The organism is Streptomyces sp. 71268, assembly GCF_029392895.1.
GTDB lineage: Bacteria > Actinomycetota > Actinomycetes > Streptomycetales > Streptomycetaceae > Streptomyces.
This window is the reverse complement of record NZ_CP114200.1, coordinates 4,026,395-4,042,949: the sequence shown is the minus strand read 5'-3', so window position 1 is coordinate 4,042,949 and position 16,555 is coordinate 4,026,395. Positions and strand designations below refer to the sequence as shown.

13 protein-coding genes are annotated in these 16,555 nt (G+C 72.4%); 6 read left to right on the top strand and 7 right to left on the bottom strand.

Features of this window, described 5'->3' with window-relative positions:
• The first annotated feature begins 298 nt into the window (after positions 1-298).
• Positions 299-1,507, top strand: a complete 1,209-nt coding sequence (locus tag OYE22_RS15490) for an AI-2E family transporter (protein ID WP_277324147.1) — start codon at positions 299-301, stop codon at positions 1,505-1,507.
• 114 nt (positions 1,508-1,621) lie between these two features.
• Here the strand turns inward: OYE22_RS15490 and OYE22_RS15485 are convergent, their stop codons facing one another.
• From OYE22_RS15485 to OYE22_RS15475, 3 genes are all read right to left on the bottom strand, one after another.
• Positions 1,622-2,872: a glycosyltransferase gene (locus OYE22_RS15485; RefSeq protein ID WP_277320965.1), complete on the bottom strand. Its 1,251-nt coding sequence runs from the start codon at positions 2,870-2,872 to the stop codon at positions 1,622-1,624.
• 77 nt (positions 2,873-2,949) lie between these two features.
• Positions 2,950-3,702: a class I SAM-dependent methyltransferase gene (locus OYE22_RS15480; RefSeq protein WP_277320964.1), complete on the bottom strand. Its 753-nt coding sequence runs from the start codon at positions 3,700-3,702 to the stop codon at positions 2,950-2,952.
• Between the two features lie 570 nt (positions 3,703-4,272).
• The gene (locus tag OYE22_RS15475; protein ID WP_277320963.1) at positions 4,273-6,690 is read right to left on the bottom strand and encodes a SpoIIE family protein phosphatase; all 2,418 of its coding nucleotides are present in this window, start codon (positions 6,688-6,690) and stop codon (positions 4,273-4,275) included.
• 244 nt (positions 6,691-6,934) lie between these two features.
• On the opposite strand from OYE22_RS15475, the gene aspS reads away from it, so the two are divergent.
• On the top strand, positions 6,935-8,764 hold the full coding sequence (aspS, locus tag OYE22_RS15470; RefSeq protein WP_277324146.1) for an aspartate--tRNA ligase: 1,830 nt from the start codon (positions 6,935-6,937) through the stop codon (positions 8,762-8,764).
• Between the two features lie 122 nt (positions 8,765-8,886).
• Here aspS and OYE22_RS15465 read toward each other — a convergent pair whose 3' ends face one another.
• Together OYE22_RS15465 and OYE22_RS15460 are read right to left on the bottom strand one after the other, a co-directional pair.
• Positions 8,887-10,452, bottom strand: coding sequence for a hypothetical protein (locus OYE22_RS15465; RefSeq protein WP_277320962.1), 1,566 nt, complete (start codon positions 10,450-10,452; stop codon positions 8,887-8,889).
• A gap of 173 nt (positions 10,453-10,625) precedes the next feature.
• On the bottom strand, positions 10,626-11,084 hold the full coding sequence (locus tag OYE22_RS15460; protein ID WP_277320961.1) for an Lrp/AsnC family transcriptional regulator: 459 nt from the start codon (positions 11,082-11,084) through the stop codon (positions 10,626-10,628).
• 63 nt (positions 11,085-11,147) lie between these two features.
• On the opposite strand from OYE22_RS15460, the gene OYE22_RS15455 reads away from it, so the two are divergent.
• The 4 genes from OYE22_RS15455 to OYE22_RS15440 all read left to right on the top strand — a co-directional run bounded on the left by OYE22_RS15455 (position 11,148) and on the right by OYE22_RS15440 (position 14,050).
• Positions 11,148-12,002, top strand: coding sequence for an AzlC family ABC transporter permease (locus OYE22_RS15455; RefSeq protein WP_277320960.1), 855 nt, complete (start codon positions 11,148-11,150; stop codon positions 12,000-12,002).
• Positions 11,995-12,324, top strand: a complete 330-nt coding sequence (locus tag OYE22_RS15450) for an AzlD domain-containing protein (protein ID WP_277320959.1) — start codon at positions 11,995-11,997, stop codon at positions 12,322-12,324. Before OYE22_RS15455 ends, OYE22_RS15450 begins: the two co-directional genes overlap by 8 nt.
• 101 nt (positions 12,325-12,425) lie before the next feature.
• Positions 12,426-13,007, top strand: coding sequence for a hypothetical protein (locus tag OYE22_RS15445; RefSeq protein ID WP_277320958.1), 582 nt, complete (start codon positions 12,426-12,428; stop codon positions 13,005-13,007).
• A 239-nt stretch (positions 13,008-13,246) separates the two neighbouring features.
• Positions 13,247-14,050 (top strand): hypothetical protein, encoded by an 804-nt coding sequence (locus OYE22_RS15440; RefSeq protein WP_277320957.1) that lies wholly within the window; start codon positions 13,247-13,249, stop codon positions 14,048-14,050.
• Positions 14,051-14,077: 27 nt separating this feature from the next.
• On the opposite strand, the gene OYE22_RS15435 is transcribed toward OYE22_RS15440, so the two are convergent.
• A complete protein-coding gene (locus OYE22_RS15435) occupies positions 14,078-14,530 on the bottom strand; it encodes a DNA-binding response regulator (RefSeq protein ID WP_277320956.1) in 453 nt (150 codons plus the stop codon).
• A 300-nt stretch (positions 14,531-14,830) separates the two neighbouring features.
• Positions 14,831-16,447: a methionine--tRNA ligase gene (gene metG, locus OYE22_RS15430; protein WP_277320955.1), complete on the bottom strand. Its 1,617-nt coding sequence runs from the start codon at positions 16,445-16,447 to the stop codon at positions 14,831-14,833.
• Positions 16,448-16,555: the final 108 nt, after the last annotated feature.

The window sequence follows — 16,555 nt, the reverse complement described above, 5'->3', positions numbered from 1 at the left end:
GATCGGCGACACCGTGGACCCGCCCTGCGGCGGGATCATCAACGACGGCGGCTTCTCGTGGGTGGCGGCCGGGCCCGGACTGTCGCTCACCCGGTGGCCGCCGGGACCCGCCCGCGCCCGGGTGAGCCCGGCGTCGGCCCGTCACCCGCGCGGCGGCTGTCGGCGGGTGGTGTGGGGGTGGGCGTGGTGGGCTGGGGGTGTGCCCAGTGATCGCCCAGCTTCGCCGCGCGGGCCGGAGCCCGCCCTGTTGCCGTACGAGGTGCGCCGGGTCGCTGCCTGGTGCGGGGCGCTGCTGTTGATGGCCGCCGTGGCCGGGGTGGTCGTCTGGCTCACGGTGGTGCTCAAGGCCGCCGTGACGCCCGTGCTGCTCGCGCTGCTCGGCTCCGCGTTGCTCGGTCCGCTGTACCGGTGGCTGGTGCGCAGGCACCTGAACGCCTCGCTCGCCGCCGGGCTCACCTGTCTGGCGCTGCTCGCGGTCGTGGGCGGGGCGGTCTACATCGTCGTGCAAGCCCTCGTGGACAGCGGTGACCAGATCGTCGCCTCGGTCAAGGACGCGGCGCGGGACCTGTCGGGGGACTTCGACATCGCGGGCAACTCCGTGGAGGACATGGCCTCCAACGGGCGGGAGCTGGCCGACAAGTTCGGCGGTACGGCGGCGACCGGGCTGGTCTCCGGGCTCAGCGTCGTCGGCCAGATGGCCGCCGCCGCGTTCCTCGCGCTGCTGCTCACCTTCTTCTTCCTGCGCGACGCCGACCGGGCGGTGCGCACCCTGCACGCGTACGCGCCGCGCGGTACGGGCCCCCGGCTCGAGGCGGTGGCCCGGCGGGCCTTCCAGGCCGTCGAGGGCTTCATGCGCGGCACCACGGTGATCGCGCTCATCGACGCGGTGTGCATCACCATCGGGCTGCTGGTGTTGAGCGTGCCCGGCGCGGTGGGGCTCGGCGCGCTGGTCTTCGTCGGGGCCTACATCCCCTACCTGGGCGCCTTCCTCTCCGGCGCGGTCGCCGTGCTCGTCGCCTTCGCCGACGGCGGCCTCGCGATCGCGTTGTGGGCACTGGGCGTGGTGCTGGCCGTCCAGGTCCTCGAGGGCCACGTGCTCCAGCCGGTGGTACAGAGCCGCACGGTGCAGATGCACCCCGCGGTCGTCATGATCACCCTCACGGCGGGCGCCAGCCTGGCCGGCATCCTGGGCATGCTGCTGGCCGTCCCCCTCACCGCCGCGGCCTTCGGTGTCGTCGCCGACCTGCGCGACCACTACGGCCGCGAGGCGCCGGACCCGGGTACGGGCGACGGCGGCCCCGGGGGCGGGGGCGGCCCGGGCGACTCGGGTGGGTCTGGCGGGGGTGGTGGTGGGGCCGGTAGGCCGGATGTGGCCGGTGGGGGCCCGGTCGGTCCCGGCGCCGCCGCGATGGTGACGGGGTGCGGGGGCGGCTCCGAGGGGCGCGACGCGGGGCCGTACGCGGCCGGGGGCCCGTACGAGCGGCCCCGTGGGGGCGGGCGGGGGTAGCCGCGCGACCCGGGCGGGAGCGGCCCGGCACCCGACCCCGGCCCGCCCCCACCAGGGGGCCCGCCCCGGGCCCGCCCCCACCAAAGGCCCGCCCCCTACAGAGGCCCGTCCCCGTCAGGTGCCCCCTCGTCGGGCCGCGTGGGAGAAGTGGGTCCAGGCGGTGAGGGTGTCCCGTTCGAAGTTGGCCTCGGAGATCTCCGGCGCGATGGTCTCGCGTAGTGCCGCGCCGAGTCGTTCGAGGCCCCAGGGGTGGGTGGTCAGGTGGCCGATGGCGTCGGCGAGGCCGTCAGTGCTGGGGAGGAAGCGGTGGGTGGTGGGGAAGAACCTGCTCGCCTCCACCTTGTCGGAGTCGACTATCAGGGTGCTGACGCCGGAGAGCGCGGCCTCCAGCGGGGTGATGCCCAGCGTTTCGTAGCGCGACGAGCAGACGAAGACGCCGTTCGGGCGGGCCAGGTGGAACAGGGCGTACAGCTCGTTCTTGGCGAGCTTGCCGACCGCCAGGAACTCCGCCTCGTGTTCGCTCGGCACGCGGGCGCGCAGCGCCTCGCGGGCGGCCGTGTCGTCGGGGGCGTCGCCGACGACCAGGACGCGCACCGGCAGGCCGCGTTTGCGGGCCTGGACGGCGCCGCTGACCAGGAGTTCGACGTTCTTGAAGTAGTCCAGGCGCGCGACCGCGGTGAAGACCAGCAGCTCGGCGCCCTCGACGAACGACCTGACACGCTGATCGCGCAGCGGGCCCGGCGTGGCGGGCGGCGCTATGGGTGGCCGTACCGCGCGGATGCGCTGCTCGTCTACGCCCCGGCCCACCAGGTACTCGCGTTGCAGCCGCGAGTGTTGGAGCACGAACATGCGCCCGTTCGACCGCATCCGGTTCAGGCCCAGTTCCTGGTGCTTGAACAGGTGCAACGCCTTGGCCGCGTCGCCGAACGCCCGCGCCGTCTCGTGGGCCGAGAACACGTCCATGAAGTCGTGTACGAAAGGGCCGTGGTGGGTCACGCAGCAGGCGAGTTCCGGCGGGTGGAATCCCAGCAGGGCGTCCGTCTGGTAATAGAGCATGGCCTGGCCGCTGAATCCGTGTTCGGCACAGAGCAGCTCCGAAGCGGTGGCGATGGCGCGGCTCACCGCGTCCGCGCTCATGTCGAAGTGGAAACGGAGTGTGGCGCAGCGCAGTCCCGACCGGTGTACGAGGTCGACGCGCGGCTGTGAGATGTTCTCGTCCCGCCGGTAGAGGATGGCTCCGGCGGAGATTCCGGCGTCGCGCAGGCAGCGCAGTGCGGAACGGGAGAACGAGGTGGCGCCGACATGTGCCGGCTCGGTCTCGCTGTCCGGGAGGTATCTCTCGTTGACGACGACGATTCCGGGCATGCGGGTATCACGTAAGGGCACTTTCGTGGGCTCCGAATATCGTGATGGACGTCGTGATATGCCGGGGCTGGGAGCGCTTACAGGTCGGTGGTGCGCCAGACGCCGATCGACTTGTCGGCGAAGCGGTGCTCGACCTCGGTCCCGCCCTCCCTGGTCACGTAGGACTCCGTGCACCGCTCGTCGATCACGTGGAGCGGGGCGGGGAGCGAGAAGGGCGCGCGGCACAGGTTGAGGGAGCGCCAGCCGCCGGTCTCGATGTCGGCGGCGTTGCTGGTCCGGCCGGTGAAGGTGGTCGTCGCGAAGTAGGTCGAGCCGCTGCGTTTCACGTTGTCGAGGGCGGCTCGTACGTCGGCGTCGCCGAAGTGGACCAGGCAGTCCCGGGAGAAGACCATGTCGACCCGGGGGAGGGGGCCGCGGGTGATGTCGAGCACGCGGAACGCGCGGCCCGGGCGCGCGAAGCGCCGCTGGTTGCGTTCGACGACCTCGGGGACCACGTCGGTCCCGAGGTAGGTGTCCACGTCGAGTTCCACGTGGGACATCCAGTGGAAGTCCCCGCACGGTACGTCGAGGAAGCTGCGGACGCCGAGCCGCGAGACCAGTTCGGGCAGTTCGCGCCGCAGGGCGGTGGTCTGGGTCAGGCTCGATCCGCTGCCCGAACGCGATATGTCGTCGTTCTTTTCCGCGCTTCCGGGAAACAGCTTCCAGGCGTCGCTTTCATAGAGCTGGCCGAAGATTCCGCGCATCGTGCGATTCGACGAGGAATCGGCCGGCGGAATGACGGGAGAATGACGGACGCCGGCGCCGGTGGAGCCGCGATGCATGTCGTTCATAACAACCCTTCTCCTCGGGGCCAGTGAAATGGGGCAGCCGTTCGGGAAGTATTGCCAAACCCTGAACCTGGTAAGGGCGCAGGGCTTTGAAACGTCGTGCGTGTCCGCTCGTGGATGTGCGCATTAATTCTGGCACATCGGTCGTACGTGTCCACTCGGCCCGTGCGGGAAATGGCTCGACTCGGGGCGGGACGGGCCCGTTGATGTTCGTCGGCGGCCCGGGAATGTGGCCCGGGGGCGCCGGTGCGCGCAGGTGAGCGGGTGGGGTGTGGCGGCGGGCGCCGGGTGCCGCGCCCGGTTGGCGCGGCGGCGCGCCCGAGTCGTACCGTCTCAGGTCCAGACCAACTGTCGGGCGTTGTCCGCCCGTTCGACGCCCGCGGCACACCCGCTCGCCGCCGGAACCCCACGCTCCGGCTGGCCCGTCCCTCTCTCCGCGTGGCCCGCCCAGCCTCTCCGCGTCGTCCGCCCGGCCGTCGCTGCCTCGGCCGCCAGGGCCCGGCCCGGCGCCGCCCGTCCGGTGCCGTTCAGCCCGCCAGCGCCCGGCCGCCGCCCGCGCCCGGCCGTCGCCGCTCAGCCCCGCGCCGTCGTGTCCGGCTCGGGGAAGGGGGGTCGTTGTGGTGCGGGGGGCGGGTCGGACGTGGGGGTGGGTGTGGGGTCGGTGGCGGGTGGGTGGGCCGGGGCGGTGGTGGTGGCGCTCGTGGCGTGGGGGGCCGGCGCGGTGGCGGGTTCGGGGGCCGGTTCGCGCAGCTCGACCCAGATGCACTTGCCCTTGCCCCGTGGGTCCACGCCCCAGGAGTCCGCCAGCATCTCCATCAGCAGCAGCCCGCGCCCGGAGGAGGCGAGTTCGCCCGGGTGGCGGCGGTGCGGGAGTTCGTCGCTGGCGTCGGCGACGTCGAGCCGTAGCCGGCGCGCGCCCGGCTCGCCGCTGATCTCGGCGATCACCAGCGCGTCGTCCTCGGTGTGCAGCAGCACGTTGGTGACCATCTCGGACAGCAGCAGGACGGCCGACTCGACCTGGTCGTCCGACGTCCAGTCGTGCAGCATCTGGCGGAGCTGGAGCCGGGCCTGCGAGATCTGCTCCGGCTGGGCCTGGGCCACGGTGATGGCCGCCCGGCGCCTGCGCGGGCCCGCCGCCTCGGGGCTCGGCAGGCCACGGGATATCAGGACGAAGGCGATGTCGTCCTCGCGGCGGTCGGCCAGCGGCCCGGTCCGGTAGTGCGACGGCGGCCCGTGGACGGCCTGCAACAGCGCGTCGGCGAGCGCGTCCAGGTCCTCCTGACTGCGCAACCGCGGCTCGGCCCCGTTCGCGCCCGCCCCACCGGTGCCGCCCGTACCCGCCCCAGCGCCCGTACCCGCCCCGGCGGGGCCGCCCACACCCGCCCCGGCGGAGCCGTCGGCGCCCGACCGGCCAGGGTCGTCCAGGTCGCGCAGGTGCTCGCCGAAGACCGCGCGGATGCGTTCCCAGCCGGTCTGCAGGTCGTGGCCGCCGGTCTCGATCAGGCCGTCCGTGCAGACCAGCAGCGTCTCGTCGGGTTCGAGGGTGAGCCGCGTCGTGGGGTAGTCGGCGTCGGGGATGACGCCGAGCGGCAGCCCGCCCGCCGTCGGGCGGAGCATGACCGTGCCGTCGCCGTGCGCGATGGCCGGGTCCGGGTGGCCCGCGCGGGCCACGTCCAGGGTGCCGGTGGCCGGGTCCACCTCCATGTAGAGGCAGGTCGCGAAGCGCGGGTCGGCGTTGTCGTCGTCCTCGGTGTGCGGGCCGCTGCCGGCCCTGGCCCGGCCGCCGGTGTCGGTCAGGCTCGCGAAGAACCGGGAGGCGCGGGAGAGCACCGCGTCCGGGTGGTGGCCCTCGGTGGCGTACGCCCGCAGCGCGATCCGCAACTGTCCCATCAGCCCCGCCGCCCGCACGTCGTGTCCCTGGACGTCGCCGATGACCAGCGCGGTGCGTCCCGACGGCAGCGGGATCACGTCGTACCAGTCGCCCCCGACCTGGAGCCCGCCGCCGGTGGGCACGTACCGCGCGGCGATGGTCAGGCCCGGCACCTCCGGTCTGCGGTCGGGCAGCATCGCGCGCTGGAGGCCGTCGGCGAGTTCGCGCTCGGTGTCGTGCAGGCTGGCCCGCGACAGGGCCTGCGCGAACATCCGGGCGATGGTGGTGAGCACCGAGCGCTCGTCGGGCGTGAAGGACACCGGCTGGCTGAAGGCGCCCATCCAGGCGCCGATGGTCCTGCCCGCCACGATCAGCGGCAGGAAGGCCCACGAGTGGCGGCCGAGCGGCTGGGCGAGCGACCAGGCGGCGGGGAAGCGACGGCGGTAGTCCTCGGGGGTCGGCAGGTAGATCGCGCGGCCGGTGCGGACGGCCTCGGCGGCCGGGTAGTCGGTGTCCACCGACATGTCGAAGAACGGCCCCTCGTCGTCCTCCCCGTACCCCTGATGGCCGATGACGGTGATCCGGTTGCCCTCGACGCCGAAGACCGCGAGGCCGTCGGGGGTGGAGCCGGGCATGGAGAGCCCCGCGGCGACCCGTAGCACCTCGGCGCTGGACTGCGCCTCGGCCAGTGCGCGCCCCGCGTCCAGCAGGAACGCCTCGCGGTTGCGCCGCCAGTCGCCGGTGACCGGGGTGGCCGCCGCGGTGCCCGGGGCCAGCGCGGGGACCTCTTCAAGGGTGCCGACCAGCTCGAAGTGCTCGCCGCGCACGATGGGCCGGGTGCGGCTGCGCACCGTGCGCAACACGGTGCCGTGCTCGTCCACGATCCGTAGCCTGGCCTCGGCGAGGGTGCCCTCGGCCAGGGCGAGGTTCACGATGCCGTTGATCTCGGTCCAGTCGACGGGGTGGAACCGGGCGCGGACCGTGGCCTCCGGGAGGGTGACGGGCACGGCGGGCAGCCCGAGGAGCCGGGCCGCCTCGGCGTCGAGGGTGACCTTCGTCGAGGCGTTGCCCCACCGCCACAGGCCGGTATTGATCGTGGCCAGAACATCCTCGGTACGCATTGCCCTACTTTATGTTCATTTGTGGATTTGTTACCAGTGAGGATGGCTGGTCGTCGGTCCGACCGGCGGGCCGGGCCGACGGACGCCACGTTTACGGCGGCCGACCGGGTACCTTGCCCGCGATGCCACGGCGAACAGGGCGGTAGGCTGGCACCTTGCCCGCAGTGGCACTCGCGCCCGGGCCCCGGCTCAGCCAAGCCTCGCCCGCGCCGTCCACGCCCCGCTCAGACGACTTGGATGAATGATGCATCGGTACCGGTCCCACACCTGCGGCGAGCTCCGTGCCGCTGACGTCGACACTGAGGTGCGGTTGAGCGGCTGGCTGCACAACCGACGGAACCTGGGCGGCATCCTCTTCATCGACCTGCGCGACCACTACGGCGTGGTGCAGCTCGTCGTACGGCCCGACACGGCCGCCAACGAGGCACTCAGCTCGCTCACCAAGGAGACCGTCGTCCGGGTGGACGGCCGGGTCATCGCGCGCGGCGCGGACAACGTCAACCCGGACCTGCCCACCGGCGACATCGAGGTCGAGGTCAGCGCCGTCGAGGTGCTGGGCGCCGCCGACCCGCTGCCGTTCACCGTCTTCCCCGAGGACAACGTGAACGAGGAGCGCCGCCTGGAGTACCGCTTCCTCGACCTGCGCCGCGAGCGCATGCACCGCAACATCATCCTGCGCTCGAAGGTCATCGCCGCGCTGCGCGCCAAGATGACCGCGCTCGGCTTCAACGAGCTGGCCACCCCGATCCTGTCGGCCACCTCGCCCGAGGGCGCCCGCGACTTCCTGGTGCCCTCGCGGCTGCACGCCGGCAAGTTCTACGCGCTGCCGCAGGCCCCGCAGCAGTTCAAGCAGTTGCTGATGATCGCGGGCTTCGACCGCTACTTCCAGATCGCGCCCTGCTTCCGCGACGAGGACGCCCGCGCCGACCGCTCGCCCGGCGAGTTCTACCAGCTCGACGTCGAGATGAGCTTCGTCGAGCAGGAGGACGTGTTCCAGGTCATCGAGAAGGTGATGACCGACCTGTTCAACGAGCTGGGCGACGGCCGCGAGGTCACCTCGCCGTTCCCGCGCATCCCCTTCCGTGAGGCGATGCTCAAGTACGGCTCGGACAAGCCCGACCTGCGGGCCCAGCTGGAGCTGGTGGACGTCTCGCACGTGTTCGCGGGCTCCGGCTTCAAGGCGTTCGCCGACAAGCACGTGCGCGCCCTGGCCGTGCCCGACACCGGCGAGCAGCCGCGCAAGTTCTTCGACCAGCTCGGCGAGTACGCCGTCGAACAGGGCGCCAAGGGCCTGGCCTGGGTGCGCGTCGGCGAGGACGGCAAGCTGACCGGTCCGATCGCGAAGTTCCTCACCGAGGACGACGTGGCCAAGCTGGTCGCCGAGGTCGGCGGCAAGGCCGGCACGTCGATCTTCTTCGGCGCCGGCGACTTCGACGAGGTCTCCAAGATCATGGGCGCGGTGCGGGTCGAGGCCGCCAAGCGCGCCGGGCACTTCGAGGAGAACGTCTACCGCTTCTGCTGGGTCGTGGACTTCCCGATGTTCGAGAAGAACGAGGACACCGGCGCGATCGAGTTCTCGCACAACCCGTTCTCCATGCCGCAGGGCGGCCTGGAGGCGCTGCGCACCAAGGACCCGCTGGACATCCTCGCCTGGCAGTACGACATCGTCTGCAACGGCACCGAGCTGTCCTCCGGCGCGATCCGCAACCACGAGCCCGAGGTCATGTACGAGGCGTTCGGCATCGCGGGCTACTCCCAGGAGGAGGTGGAGCGCGAGTTCGGCGGCATGCTCCGCGCCTTCAAGTTCGGCGCCCCGCCGCACGGCGGCATCGCGCCGGGCGTGGACCGCATCGTGATGCTGCTCGCGGACGAGCCCAACATCCGCGAGACGATCGCCTTCCCGCTCAACGGCAACGCCCAGGACCTGCTCATGGGCGCGCCCAGCGAGGTGGACGAGGCGCGGCTGCGCGAGCTGCACCTGTCGCTGCGCAAGCCGGCGCCGGCCAAGCAGGCCGCGGCCAAGGACCCCAAGGGCGCGGAGCCGCAGGCCCAGCCGGCCAAGCCGGTCAAGTAGCCCCGCGCGGGCTCGCCCGTACGACGTCGCCACGGCGCCCCGGACCCGCGCGGTCCGGGGCGCCGCGGCGTGTGGCGGCGCCGACCGTGGCGGCGGCCGGCGCCGCCGGCACGGGCCGCGGCTCACCCGCGGCGGACCAGCGGCTCGAAGGCGGCGCGGACGTCGGCCGTGGTCTCCTTGACGGGCATGTCGGACGGCGGGCCGAAGTCCGTGAGGTAGTACTCGTACCTGAGCCATCGCGGGCAGCTCGTGCCGCCGATCTCCACCGTGCGGTCGGCCACGAGCTGGCCGGTGCGCAGCGCGTAGACCTTCACCGGGATCGCGATCTTGTGGAACGTCACCTGCTTGACGCCGCCGACGGCGTTCTTGGCCTGGTACGGGCACGTCCGGACGGCGCTGCCCCTGTCGTCGGCCTCCGTCTCGCCCACGCAGACCACCAGCGCGGCCCTGGTGGCGTCGTCGGCCCGCCAACTCTTCGGGAGCCGGTCGGTGTACTCGTCGTTTCCGTAGATCAGCGCGCGGTTGGTGGCGCCCTCGCGGGCCTTGGGCGCGGCGCTGTACTTCGCCGGCTTCGAGCAGTACGAGGGCTGGCCGCCGTACGCGTCGCCGAGCCGCTCGCGTACGGTCGCCAGCTCGATGGCCAGCGTGGCCCGGTGGGCGCCTTTACGGGCCTGGTCGGAGAGGCTGCTCTCCGGATACTGGTCCAGCAACTGCTGATAGAGATCGAGGGCCTGTCCCCACTCCTCGCGCCCGTGCAGCGCCTCGGCGCAGTCCACCAACGCCTCGGGAGCGGTGCGGCGCACGGTGGTGGAGACCCGGTCCAGCACGTCGTGACGCGTCTTCCTGGCCCGCAGCCAGTCGGTGACGCGTACGGTGTCGCAGGCGCTGCTGAGTGGCAGCGAGCGCAGGAACCCATCGAGCGTGCGGGCCACCGCCTCGGTGTATTCCGGCTGCTTGAGCACGTCGGACAGGGTGTTGAAGCCGCTGGCCAGCTTGCGGGTGTCGACATCTCCGTGGAGACCGTAGTTCAGTTCGTCGCCCGAGCTGAGCAACCGGCGGCACACCTCCACCACGGCATCCCCCCGCTCGGCGGCGGGCGCGTCCGCGAGGCGCTGACCGAACCCCACCTGGTCATGCGCCGCCAACACCGCCGCGCAGTCGCCCCGTGCGCGGGCCCGGGTCACGTCGTCCTCGATGCCCGCCGCGTCCAGCCGCAGCAGCCCCACGGTCAGCAGCACCGCCAGCGTCAGGCCGGCGGCGACCAGACGGTACCCGCGCGCGGTGGTGCGCGGGTCGCCGCGGCGGGCCAGGTACCAGCCGTGCGCGGTCGTCAGCAGCCACCAGCCGAGCACGGCGAACTCGCACCACGGCTCGGCCCGGTCCAGCAACACCGCGACCAGCGCGACCGCGCCCGCGACCTGGACCAGGGCCAGCAGCCGGCGGCCGAGGAGGAGGTAGCCGACGCCGAGCAGCGAGGCGTTGCCGAGCGCGACCGCCAGCGGGTCGTACACGCGCTTGCGCGGCGGCCTCGGCGGCGGCCAGGGCGTCCCCCACTCCGACGTCGCGTCGTACGGCACCGCGTCGTCGGACGACGCGTCGTGCTCGTCGACGTCCGGGGGAACGGGTCGCGAGCCTGGTTCCGGCGTGGCGTGCGGCGTGTCGTCCATCGCGGTCTCTTCCCGGTTCACGGAGCGTGCGTGGCCGTACCCCATTGTTGGCAGCCGCCCCGGGAGGGGTCCCGGGGTCGGCGGGGGGGCCGGCCGGGCCGGCCGCTGCCCGGGCGTGCCGGGGCGTGGGCGGGGGCGGCGCTGGCGTGACGGGGGCGCTGCGTGACGGGGCGCGGGTTCCGCGTGCGTCCGTCCTACGGGATGGTCTTGATCTCCTTCATGGTCAGGTGGGACTCAAGGCGGAGTACGGCGGGCAGGCTGCTGAGCTTTTCGGTGATGAAGGTCTCGTAGGCGGCGTGGTCGGCGACGGCGACGCGGATGAAGTAGTCCGGGCGCCCGTACATGCGGCGGAACTCGGTGACCTCCTCGAAGGCGGACACGGTGTCCTCGAACTCCTGGAAGCTCTTGCGGTCCTGGGCGTAGATCTCGACGTTGACCAGGACCTCCAGGCCACGGCCGATGGCCCGCGGGTTGATGACGGCCCGATATCCGGTGATGACGCCGGCCTCCTCCAGCCGCTTGACCCGGCGCAGGCAGGGCGGCGGGGTCAGGCCGACCCGCTTGGCCAGCTCGACGTTGGTCAGTCGCCCGTCCTGGCTCAGGTGAAACAGAATGTCGCGATCAACGGCATCAAGTGTCACTTTGTTGCTCATTCCCCGATTCTAGGGTCAGAGGTGGCAACCATATGAGGCGCGATCCGTCCTAAGATTCCGCGCATGGAGACCAGCGCCGTCGCCACCGAGGACCGCCCTCGGTGCACGCCCACCCCGCCGCCCGCGCCCCGGCCCGAGGCCCCCGTTACTCGGCCCGGGACGATCGCGACCCGGCCCGAGGCCGGCGCGACCCGGCCCGGCGCGCTCGCGGAGCGGGCCGAGGTGCCTTCGGCCCGGTCCGAGGCGCGCGCGGCGCTGCGGGACTCCGCCGGTGTGGGCCTGGCGTTCCTGCCGCTCGGGCTGGCCTACGGGGCGCTGGTGACGCAGTCGGGTCTTGAGTGGTGGTGGGCGGGGCTGTCGGCGGCGCTCGTCTTCGGCGGATCGTTCGAGTTCCTGCTCGTCGGCATGGTCGCCGCCGCCGCCCCGCTCGCGTCGATAGCGGTCTCGGCGCTCCTGGTGAACGTCCGGCACGTCTTCTACACGCTGTCCTTCCCGCTGCACCGCGTGGGCGGCCGGCTCGGCAAGACGTACAGCACCTACGCGCTGTGCGACGAGGCGTACGCGCTGACCACCGGTGAGCAGGCGCGCGGCTGGTCCAGCCGTCGCATCCTGTGGCTGCAGTTCTCCCTGCACCTGTACTGGGCCGCCAGCTCGACCGTCGGAGCGCTGCTCGGCTCCTTCATCCCCGACCGCGTCACCGGTCTGGACTTCGCCCTGACCGCCCTGTTCACCGTCCTCGCCCTCGACGCGGTCCGCGACCTGCGGGGCCAACTCGCCACCCCCGCCCTGGCCGTGCTCAGCGCCCTCTTGGCCCGCCTCCTCTTCCCCGGCCAGATGCTCCCGGCCGCCTTCGCCCTGTTCACCGCCGCCCTGCTGGGCCGCCGCCTCGCCACGTCCCGGGCCACGCGCCATGCCTGACACCAGTTACGCCGTCGCCGCCGTCCTCGTCTCCGCCGCCGTCACCTGGGCCCTGCGAGCCCTGCCCTTCGCCGCGCTCACCCCGCTGCGCGAGAGCGGCACCGCCCGCTACCTCAGCGTCCACATGCCCGTCGGCGTCATGGTGATCCTGGTCGTCTACTGCCTGCACGACCTGCCGGTGGCCGAGGCCCGCGCCACCGCCCCGCTCGCGGCCCTGGCCGTCACCGTCGGCCTCCACCTGTGGCGCCGCACCGCGCTGCTGAGCATCCTCGGCGGCACCGCCACCCACGTCCTCCTCGCCAGCACGGTCTTCGCCCGCTGAAGCCGCGTACGCCACCGAGACCGCTGACGCCGAGTCAGCTTCAGCCGTTTCTCCGGAACATCGACCCGGCGATGTCAGAAGCGCGCGATAGCTTCCCCCACATGGGTGTTTACCTGACGAGCGTCGGCGCGGAGGAATGGTTCGGTGACGAGGAAGACGGATGGGGCCGGGTTGCTTCGGCACTCGATGCTGAACTCAGGCGGCGAGGCCTGCCGCCCTACGAGGACGTCCCCGCGGAGACGGACTTCGTACGAGGCTCGGGGCAAGCTTTCGAGGAAAAGCTGACCCCCGACATGACCGGGTTCCTCGCCTTGTGTCGGACGCACCTGTCACGGGAGGAAACGGAGACCCTCTGCGGCTGGTCCGTGCTCGTGCCCTTCTCACTCGACGAGGAGATCTGGTTGCCCATCGAGTCCGACGACTACGAGTCCATGGTGGCTGGCGCTCCTCAGGTACTACCGCTCGCCGAGAAGCTGGCGGCGGCCATTGACCTGCCAGCCGAAACCCCGGCGACATGCGACAACCTCGACCTGAGCACGTGGTTCCGACACGAAGCGAGGGGACTGGCCACCAGTCGAACAGGACCGTGGACCAAGGACCTGGACACAGCCTTCTACGTCGCACTGTTCCTGCGCGCCGCGCAGCACTCGATCCGACGCGGCTGCCCCATCGTCTGCGCCTGAGGCCCGCCTTCGGCCCCACTGGTCTCTCAACGGGAATCACCCACCGCGCGCACCACGGAACCCGAGCCGGAACCGGATGTCGTGAACAGGCCCAGACCGGGCACCCCGTGGCCGGCACACTGGACGCATGTGGCACGTTGGGAGGTTGAGCGGCTTTCGACCCCGTGTGAGCCGTCCGTGCCGTCTGTCACCGACCGGCGTCGGCCCCCCGCCCGCGCCCTGCCCGGAAGAGAGCGATCATGCCCCCGCAGTCGCCTTCGCTGCCGTCCCCCCGTCGTCCCTTAGCGCGCGGCCTGGCCGCCACGCTCTTCGTCGCCGGCGCGCTCGGCGCGCTCGGCGCGTGTGATCTCTCCTCCGAGCCCGAGCCCGACGCGACCAGAGCCCCGGCGGGCGCCGCGGCAGGCCCCGAGGCCAACGGCGGCCGGGCCGGTCGGGCCGCGCCCACCGCGCTGCCCCGCCAACTGCCGGGCATAGGACCGAAGACGCTGGCCAAGGTCCCCGAGCGCAGCCGACAGGTGCTGCTCGTGACGGGCGAGGGCCGCGACTCCTCGCGGTCGAGGGCGGTGCTGTACGAGCGCACCGAGGAGGGCGCCTGGCGCGCCGGCACGTCCTGGCCCGCGCACAACGCGCGGCGCGGCTGGACCGACAAGCACATGATGGGCGACCTGCGCTCGCCGATCGGCGTCTTCGGCCTCACGGACGCGGGCGGCCTGCACGCCAACCCGGGCAGCCGGCTCCCGTACGAGCGCTCCGACTCCTTCACGGCCGTCGGCCGGGGCTTCGAGGGCGAGCCGCTGGCGGGCTCCTTCGACTACGTCGTGGCCATCAACTACAACCGGGTGCCCGGCACGTCCCCGCTGGACTGGACCCGGCCGATGGGCGCCTCCCGTGGCGGCGGCATCTGGATCCACGTGGACCACGGCGGCCCGACCCAGGGCTGTGTCAGCCTCGCCGAGCGCGACATGCGCGACCTCGTCCGCGCCCTCGACCCGGAGCGGCACCCGGTCATCGTGATGGGCGACGCGAAGTCGCTGGCCCGGTAGGCGCCCGCGCGGGCCGCCCGGCGGGGGTCACGGCCCGCCGCGGCGGCCGCAGTCGGGCCGTGGGCACTCGCGCCGGGTGCGCTCGCCGCGCGGCAGCAGCGTCCTGATCCGGTCGGGCGGCAGGACGCCCTCCTCGCGGGCCGTGCGGTGCACGGCCCGCAGCAGCCGTCGGCGCGTCGCCTGGTGGCGCCAGAGGACCGCGCGTACGCCGTACTCGAGCACCGCCATCAGGTCGTTCTCGGGCAGCTCGTCGGTGATGACGACGACCCGCCGCTGGCCGCCGCGCACCAGGCGGCGCAGCTCGGCCCCGGCCAGCTCGTCGAACCGGCCCGCGAGCAGCACGGCCACGGACACGCCGCCCGGCGGGGACTGCTCGCCCGGGCGCGGTCCGTCGAAGAGCTCCACCCCCGGCTGGTCCCGCAGGTGACGGAGGACCCCGTCGCGGGAGAGGGGATCGGTGCCGTGCACCGTCACGGTCACGCGTTGATCGGTATCGGCCACTGCGTCCTCGTTCTTCACGTACTTCCGGTGTCTCTACCTCTCACAGGGTGCGCGCGTGGCCTAAACGATCGGTTGGCGAAACGTCAACGCGTGGCGTCGGTGCCGGTCGGCCTGGTCGGACGGGGCCACGCCACCGGGCGGACCGGGCTGGTCCCGGGGCTGACCGTCCGCCCGGGACCGGCCCGGGTGGACGCTCGTACGCACGACGCCCGGCCGGGGGCTCCGGCCGGGCGTCGTGGTCTCGCGTGCGTGTCGCGCGTGTCGGGCGCGGGGTGGCGGTCAGCCCTTCGCGGGCTCCTCCAGGCGCGGGAAGAGGATCTCGCCCTTGGTGACCGTGGCGCCCACGGGCAGCGCGCCCCAGGTGCCGGCGGACTGGACGCGCTGGTCGGCCAGCGGGCCCAGGTGCGCCTCGGCGCCGAGCGAGGCCCACAGCTTCTCGCAGGTGGCGGGCATCACCGGGGCGAGCAGCACGGCGGTGCCGCGCAGCGCCTCGGCCGCCGTGTACAGGATGGTCGCGAGGCGGGCCTGGCCCTCGGCCGAGGTGTCCTTGGCGACCTTCCACGGCTCCTGCTCGGTGAGGTAGCCGTTGACCTGCTTGATGAAGTCGAAGACCGCCGCGATGCCGCCGGCGAAGTCCAGCTCCTCGCCGATCTTGGTGTCGGCCTCGGCGACCGCCTTGGCGAGCCCGTCGGCCACGGCCTGCTCGGCGTCGCCGTGCGCGGTGGCCTCGGGCAGCGTGCCGCCGAAGTACTTGCCGACCATGGCCGCCACGCGGGAGGCCAGGTTGCCGAAGTCGTTGGCCAGCTCGCTGGTGTAGCGGGCGCTGAAGTCCTCCCAGGAGAACGAGCCGTCCTGCCCGAAGGCGATGGCCCGCAGGAAGTACCAGCGGTACGCGTCCACGCCGAAGTGCGAGGTCAGGTCCTGCGGCTTGATGCCCGTCAGGTTGGACTTGGACATCTTCTCGCCGCCGACCATCAGCCAGCCGTTGGCGGCGATCTTGCCGGGCAGCGGGAGTCCGTTGGCCATCAGCATCGCGGGCCAGATCACCGCGTGGAAGCGCAGGATGTCCTTGCCCACCAGGTGCACGCTCGCCGGCCAGGTCGACTCGAACTTCGCCTGGTCGGAGCCGTAGCCGACGGCCGTCGCGTAGTTGAGCAGGGCGTCGATCCACACGTAGATGACGTGCTTGTCGTCCCACGGCACCGGCACGCCCCAGTCGAACGTGGACCGGGAGATCGACAGGTCCTGCAGCCCCTGCCGGACGAAGTTCACGACCTCGTTGCGGGCGGACTCGGGCTGGATGAAGTCCGGGTTGTTCTCGTAGTGCTCAAGCAGCCGCGGGCCGTACTCGGAGAGCTTGAAGAAGTAGTTCTCCTCCTTCAGCATCTCCACGGGCTTCTTGTGGATCGGGCACAGCTTCTGACCGGCGAACTCACCCTCGCCGTCCAGCAGCTCGCCGGGCGTCTTGTACTCCTCGCAGCCCACGCAGTACGGGCCCTCGTAGCCGCCCTGGTAGATCTCGCCCTTGTCGTAGAGATCCTGGACGAACTCCTGGACGCGGTCGGTGTGCCGCTTCTGCGTGGTGCGGATGAAGTCGTCGTTCGCGATCTCCAGGTGCTCCCAGAGGGGCTTCCACGCCTCCTCCACGAGCTTGTCGCACCACTCCTGCGGGGTCACCCCGTTCGCCTCGGCGGTGCGCATGATCTTCTGACCGTGCTCGTCCGTGCCGGTGAGGTACCACACCTTCTCGCCGCGCTGGCGGTGCCAGCGGGTGAGCACGTCGCCTGCGACGGTCGTATAGGCGTGGCCCAGGTGGGGAGCGTCGTTCACGTAGTAGATGGGGGTCGAGACGTAGTACGTGCTCGCCCCTCGCTGCTCGGTTCCAGTGGCCGCCATGGTCGAAATCCTAACGGCCGCCGGATGCCGTCGCCGACGCGTTTACGCACGGTGACGGCCCCGCGCTGGGCGTGCGCGGGGCCGTCCGGGTGGGTCGGGGGCGGCCCG

Coding starts and splice junctions, on each gene's coding strand:
- OYE22_RS15485 (WP_277320965.1), bottom strand. CDS start 2,872: ATGCCCGGAATCGTCGTCGTCAACGAGAGATACCTCCCGGACAGCGAG.
- OYE22_RS15440 (WP_277320957.1), top strand. CDS start 13,247: ATGCCCCCGCAGTCGCCTTCGCTGCCGTCCCCCCGTCGTCCCTTAGCG.
- OYE22_RS15480 (WP_277320964.1), bottom strand. CDS start 3,702: ATGAACGACATGCATCGCGGCTCCACCGGCGCCGGCGTCCGTCATTCT.
- OYE22_RS15450 (WP_277320959.1), top strand. CDS start 11,995: ATGCCTGACACCAGTTACGCCGTCGCCGCCGTCCTCGTCTCCGCCGCC.
- OYE22_RS15445 (WP_277320958.1), top strand. CDS start 12,426: ATGGGTGTTTACCTGACGAGCGTCGGCGCGGAGGAATGGTTCGGTGAC.
- OYE22_RS15475 (WP_277320963.1), bottom strand. CDS start 6,690: ATGCGTACCGAGGATGTTCTGGCCACGATCAATACCGGCCTGTGGCGG.
- aspS (WP_277324146.1), top strand. CDS start 6,935: ATGCATCGGTACCGGTCCCACACCTGCGGCGAGCTCCGTGCCGCTGAC.
- OYE22_RS15460 (WP_277320961.1), bottom strand. CDS start 11,084: ATGAGCAACAAAGTGACACTTGATGCCGTTGATCGCGACATTCTGTTT.
- OYE22_RS15490 (WP_277324147.1), top strand. CDS start 299: ATGGCCGCCGTGGCCGGGGTGGTCGTCTGGCTCACGGTGGTGCTCAAG.
- metG (WP_277320955.1), bottom strand. CDS start 16,447: ATGGCGGCCACTGGAACCGAGCAGCGAGGGGCGAGCACGTACTACGTC.
- OYE22_RS15455 (WP_277320960.1), top strand. CDS start 11,148: ATGGAGACCAGCGCCGTCGCCACCGAGGACCGCCCTCGGTGCACGCCC.